Below are 5,385 nucleotides of genomic sequence, written 5' to 3'. Positions count from 1 at the left end.
GGCAAGGACACGCCGAACCCGCCGGGCGGCGAGATCACCCGCGACGCCAAGGGCGAGCCGACCGGCCTGCTGCTCGCAAAACCCAACGCCGGCATCCTCTATTCGACGCTGTCCCCCCGGGTGGCGAGCGGCGCCTTGCGGGCCAATGCGTCGCGCACGACCGCCTCGACGCCGGCCTCATCGAGCGGAGAGACCACGTCGGTCATCGCTTCCTCGCCGAACGCAGACGTCACGCGGCGACCTTTTCGTCGGAGGGCCGGCCCATCTCGAGCGGGAACACCTTCGCCGGGTTCATCAGCCAGTTCGGATCGAAGGCCTCTTTCACCCGCATCATCTGCGCGAGTTCCACATGGGTGAACTGGACCGTCATAAGCTCGCGTTTCTCAATGCCGACGCCGTGCTCGCCGGTCAGGCAGCCGCCGACCTCGACACAGGCTCGAAGAATCTCCTCGCCGGCCTCCTCGGCCTTCGCGAGCGAAACAGGATCGTTCATGTCGTAGAGCACCAGAGGGTGCAAGTTGCCGTCGCCAGCGTGGAAGATGTTGGCGACCTTGAGGCCCTGCGCGTCGCAGATCTCCGTGATGCGATGGAGCACCTCGGGCAGCCGCCCGGTCGGGATCGTGCCGTCCATGCAGATGTAGTCGGAGATCCGGCCCATGGCGCCGAACGCCGACTTCCGGCCCTTCCAGATCGCGGCCGCCTCGGCCGCCGTCTTGGCCTGCCGCGACGACGTCGCGCCGTGCTGCCGGGCGATCATCTCGATGCGGGCCAGCTGCTCGTCGAGTTCCGCCGGAGAGCCTTCCACCTCGACGATCAGCAGCGCGCCCGCGTCCCGCGGATAACCGGCGTGGGCGAAGTCCTCGCAGATGTCGATCGCGATCTTGTCCATGAACTCGATCGCCACCGGGACGATGCCGGCGCCGAGCACCGCCGCGACCGCGGCGCCCGCCGCCTCGCTGGTCTCGAAGCCGAACAGGATCGGCCGCGCGCCTTCCGCCATCGGCAGGATGCGCAGCGTGGCCTCGGTGACCATGCCGAACTGGCCCTCCGAGCCGCAGATCACGCCGAGCAGATCGAGGCCCGGCGCGTCCATGGCGTCGCCGCCGATCTCGACGATCTCGCCGCGCATGGTGACGAAGGTGACGCCCATCAGGTTGTTCGTCGTGACGCCGTATTTCAGGCAGTGCGCGCCGCCCGAGTTCATCGCGATGTTGCCCGCGATGGTGCAGGCGAGCTGCGACGACGGATCGGGCGCGTAGAAGAACCCCTCATGCGCGATCGCGGCCGAGACGCCCAGATTGGTGATGCCGGTCTGCACCCGCATGGTGCGGCTCGCCAGATCGACGTCGAGCACCTGCGTCATCTTGGAGACGCCGATGACGATCGCGTCCTCCTGCGGCAGCGCCCCGCCGGCGAGCGAGGTGCCTGCGCCGCGCGGGACCACCGGCACGCCTTCGCGGTCACAGAAGGCCAGCACCGCCGCCACCTGCTCGGTGGTCGACGGCAGCACCACGGCGAGCGGCATGCGGCGATAGGCGGTCAGCGCGTCGGTCTCGAAGGCGCGGCGCTCGTCCTCGGAGACGATCACGCCCTCGCCAGGCACCAGGGCGCGCAGCCCGGCGACGATCTCGTCGCGGCGGGCCAGGATGCGCGGATTGGCAGCCGGCATGGCGATCCCGGTCATCGTCTCCTCCCATGGATCCTCGTTCGCGGCACGCACGCCGGGCGAGGTTTGGAATCAGTCTTAGGTCATGCCGCCTGTCGCGGGTAGCCTGCGGCGCGGGCGGCGGCCTTGCGCCGATCGCCTTGCCCTCAATATTCAAACGGGCCATCACGGTCGACTTGTCCGCCGCCTTTCGGAGCTTGCCTTGTCCGCCGCCTCCGCGCCCGCGCGTCCCCGCGTCGGCCTCTTCGCGACCTGCCTGGTCGATCTCATCCGGCCGTCGGTCGGCTTCGCCGCCGCGAAGCTGATCGAACAGGCGGGGTGCGAGGTCGTGGTGCCGCCGCAGACCTGCTGCGGCCAGCCGGCCTTCAACAATGGCGACCGCGCCACGGCGCGCGACCTCGCCCTGCAGGCGATCGACGCCTTCCAGGGCGTCGACTACGTCGTCGCGCCCTCGGGCTCGTGCGCGGGCCAGCTGAAGAAGCACGTGCCGGAGCTGTTCGCCGGAGAGCCCGACCTCTCCCGCCGCGCCGACGCGTTCGCGGCCAAGGTGTTCGAGCTCGTGACCTTCCTGGTGGACGTGCGCGGGATGACCTCGGTGCAGGCGCGTTTCGACGGCGTCGTGACCTATCACGACAGCTGCGCGGGCCTGCGCGAGCTCGGCGTCAAGTCGCAGCCGCGCAAGCTGCTCGAGAGCGTGCAGGGCCTGACCATCTCCGAGATGAAGGATCCGGACGTCTGCTGCGGCTTCGGCGGCACGTTCGCGGTCAAGTATGGCGAGATCTCCGACGCGATCGTCGCCAAGAAGGTCGACAACGTCGTCGCGGCCGGCGCCGGAACGCTGCTGGCCGGCGACCTCGGCTGCCTCATGAACATGGCCGGCAAGCTGCAGCGCCAGGGCCGGCCGGTGCGCGCCCGACATGTCGCTGAGGTGCTGGCCGGGATGGGCGAGGAGCCCGCCATCGGCGAGCCGACGCGGGGGGAGTGACAGGATGACGGCGCATTTCACCTCGCCGGCGTTCAAGGAGAACGCCCACCAGGCGCTGCACGACCCGGCGCTGCAGCGCGCGCTCGGCAATGTCGAGAGCGGCTTCATCGCGAAGCGCCGCAAGGCGGCCGACAAGCTGCCGGAGTTCGAGGCGCTGCGCGACAGCGCGCGCGACATCAAGAACCACACGCTGGCGCATCTCGACCTCTATCTCGAGGCCTATGAGGCGAAGGTCACGGCCGCCGGCGGCCATGTGCACTTCGCGCCCACGGCCGAGGACGCTTCGAAGATCGTCACCGACATCTGCCGCCGCGTCGGGGCCCGGACGGTCGCCAAGGGCAAGTCGATGATCTCCGAGGAGATCGAGCTCAACGCGCATCTCGAGGCGTCGGGCGTGAAGCCGATCGAGACCGACCTCGGCGAATATATCATCCAGCTGCGCGGCGAGCGGCCGAGCCACATCGTGGCGCCCGTCATCCATCTCAACCGCGACCAGATCGAGAGCGATTTCCGGCGGGTCCACAGCGACCTGCCGGCGGAGCGCGACCTGCATGCGCCGGAATCGCTTCTGGCCGAGGCCCGCGGGGTGCTGCGCAAGCGCTTCCTCGAGGCCGACGTCGGCATCACCGGGGCGAACTTCCTGGTGGCCGAGACCGGCACCTCGATCATCGTCACCAACGAGGGCAATGGCGACCTCAGCCAGACCCTGCCCCGGGTCCACATCGTGCTCGCCTCGATCGAGAAGCTCGTGCCGACGCTCGAGGACGCCAGCCAGATGCTGCGGGTGCTGGCGCGTTCCGCCACGGGCCAGGAGATCTCGGTCTACACCACCTTCTCCACCGGTCCGCGCCGCGCAGGCGACGTGGACGGGCCGGAGGAGTATCACGTCGTCCTGCTCGACAATGGCCGCTCCGCCATGCTGGGCGGCGAGTTCCGCGAAATGCTCCGCTGCATCCGCTGCGCGGCCTGTATGAACCATTGCCCGGTCTATCACGCGGTCGGCGGGCACGCGTACGGCTGGGTCTATCCGGGGCCGATGGGCTCGGTGCTGTCGCCCTCCCTGATCGGCGTGGACAAGGCCGGCCATCTTCCGAACGCCTCGACCTTCTGCGGGCGCTGCGAGAGCGTGTGCCCGGTCCGCATCCCGCTGCCGAAGCTGATGAGGCACTGGCGCGAGCGCGAGTTCGAGCGTCATCTCTCCCCCGCGACCGTGCGGTCCGGGCTCAAGCTCTGGGGCTTCTTCGCCCGGCGGCCGCGGCTCTATCGCCTGGCGACCCGTACCGCGATGGGCGCGCTCGCCCTGCTCGGCCGCCGCAAGGGCCGCTTCCGCTCGCTGCCGCTCGCCAGCGGCTGGACGGCGACGCGGGACTTCGCCGCGCCGGAAGGTTCGACCTTCCAGGCCCAGTGGGCGGCCCGAAAGGACCGCGCATGACCCCGCGCGAGCAGATCTTCGCCAACATCCGCCGCTCGCTCGGGTCGACCGGCGAGGAGAAGCCCCGCCGCATGATCGTGGAGGAGCGGCTGGCGCTGAGGCCGGCGGGCGTGCTGCCCGCCCGGGCGGCCGGGAAATCGGCGCGGGAGCGCGTGGCGCTGTTCGTGGAGATGGCCGAGGCCTCCGCCGCGACCGTCTCGACCGTGAAGACGCCCGAACAGGCGCCCGCCGCCATTGCGGAGTTCCTGCGCGCGCATAATCTCGCCCCGGCGCTGCGCCGGGGGACGGATCCCCGTCTGGAGGCGCTTCCCTGGGATCGGACGACGCTCGACGTCACGACCGGCCGCACCTTCGGCGACGACGCCGCCGGCGTCAGCGCCGCCTTCGGGGCGGTGGCCGAGACCGGCACGCTCGTGCTCGTTTCGGGGGAGGACAACCCGACCACGCTGAACTTCCTGCCCGACAATCACATCGTCGTCCTCGACGTGGCGGATGTGGCCGCCACCTATGAGGATGTCTGGGGCAGGGTTCGCGACCGGTTCGGAGCGGGGGTCATGCCGCGCACGGTGAACTGGATCACGGGTCCGTCCCGGTCCGCCGACATCGAGCAGATCCTGCTGATGGGCGCCCATGGACCACGGAGGTTGCACATCGTGCTGATAGATCCCGAGGCCGCCGCGACCGAGAGCGTGCCGGAATCCGCCGCTGCTCCCGCAGGCTCGACGCCGGCCGAGCCGCGCGTCGGCTCGACGCTCGCCGCGGACCCGAAGAAGCCGGGCGAGAGCGAGCCGGCGTCTCCCGCCAAGCAGCCGGAACCTGAGGACGACGAGGAAGACGAGGACGAGCTGGACGAGGCGATCGAGGAGAGCTTCCCGGCGAGCGACCCGCCCTCGCAGACCCAGCCCTGACGCCGACCGGGGCTTGTAACGGCGCCCGCCGCAGGCGAGCCTCGGCGGCTTGGCGAGGAGGGCTGACGGCGGCGCGATGACGGTTCGGAACCTCGACGCCGTGTTCGCGCCGCGCTCGGTCGTGCTGGCTGGCGGCAGCCCGCGGCCGGGCAGCGCCGGTCGGGTCATCCTCGCGGGACTGCGCGAGGCGGGCTTCGCCGGACCGATCGGGCTGGTCAATCCCGATCATGCGCGCATCGACGAGTTCTCCGCCGTCCGAACCTTCGGGGAGTTGGCGGCGCCGCCCGATCTGGTGGTGGTCACCGCGCCGCCCGACGCTGTCCCCTCGATAATCTCAGACGCCGGCGCGGCCGGCGCCCGGGCGGCGGTCGTCGTCACCCGCGGGCTTGGGGCC

The 5,385-nt window shown here is 70.5% G+C and carries 6 protein-coding genes; 4 read left to right on the top strand and 2 right to left on the bottom strand.

From position 1 onward, the window contains the following. Window positions 1–98: 98 nt before the first annotated feature. Entirely contained in the window at window positions 99–233 is a 135-nt protein-coding gene (locus ACIKT0_RS12470; protein ID WP_407105650.1) for a hypothetical protein, read from the bottom strand. After that, complete coding sequence (locus tag ACIKT0_RS12465) at window positions 230–1,684, bottom strand: FAD-linked oxidase C-terminal domain-containing protein (RefSeq protein ID WP_407105649.1); 1,455 nt, start codon at window positions 1,682–1,684, stop codon at window positions 230–232. The genes ACIKT0_RS12470 and ACIKT0_RS12465 overlap by 4 nt, the downstream gene beginning before the upstream one ends. A 184-nt stretch (window positions 1,685–1,868) precedes the next feature. Here ACIKT0_RS12465 and ACIKT0_RS12460 point away from each other — a divergent pair, with 184 nt between their 5' ends. The 4 genes from ACIKT0_RS12460 to ACIKT0_RS12445 all read left to right on the top strand — a co-directional run. Next, complete coding sequence (locus ACIKT0_RS12460; protein WP_407105648.1) at window positions 1,869–2,651, top strand: (Fe-S)-binding protein; 783 nt, start codon at window positions 1,869–1,871, stop codon at window positions 2,649–2,651. 4 nt (window positions 2,652–2,655) lie between these two features. Further along, entirely contained in the window at window positions 2,656–4,083 is a 1,428-nt protein-coding gene (locus tag ACIKT0_RS12455) for a LutB/LldF family L-lactate oxidation iron-sulfur protein (protein WP_407105647.1), read from the top strand. Beyond that, window positions 4,080–4,991 (top strand): LutC/YkgG family protein, encoded by a 912-nt coding sequence (locus ACIKT0_RS12450; protein ID WP_407105646.1) that lies wholly within the window; start codon window positions 4,080–4,082, stop codon window positions 4,989–4,991. The genes ACIKT0_RS12455 and ACIKT0_RS12450 overlap by 4 nt, the downstream gene beginning before the upstream one ends. A gap of 76 nt (window positions 4,992–5,067) precedes the next feature. Beyond that, window positions 5,068–5,385, top strand: a 318-nt coding sequence (locus tag ACIKT0_RS12445) for a CoA-binding protein (RefSeq protein ID WP_407105645.1), incomplete at its 3' end; no start/stop codon positions are given.

This window comes from Hansschlegelia beijingensis (assembly GCF_045505405.1).
Classification (GTDB): domain Bacteria; phylum Pseudomonadota; class Alphaproteobacteria; order Rhizobiales; family Methylopilaceae; genus Methylopila; species Methylopila beijingensis_A.
The sequence above is the reverse complement of the archived record's forward strand: the minus strand, read 5'-3'. Positions and strand labels throughout refer to the sequence as shown.

Coding starts and splice junctions, on each gene's coding strand:
- ACIKT0_RS12465 (WP_407105649.1), bottom strand. CDS start 1,684: ATGACCGGGATCGCCATGCCGGCTGCCAATCCGCGCATCCTGGCCCGC.
- ACIKT0_RS12455 (WP_407105647.1), top strand. CDS start 2,656: ATGACGGCGCATTTCACCTCGCCGGCGTTCAAGGAGAACGCCCACCAG.
- ACIKT0_RS12450 (WP_407105646.1), top strand. CDS start 4,080: ATGACCCCGCGCGAGCAGATCTTCGCCAACATCCGCCGCTCGCTCGGG.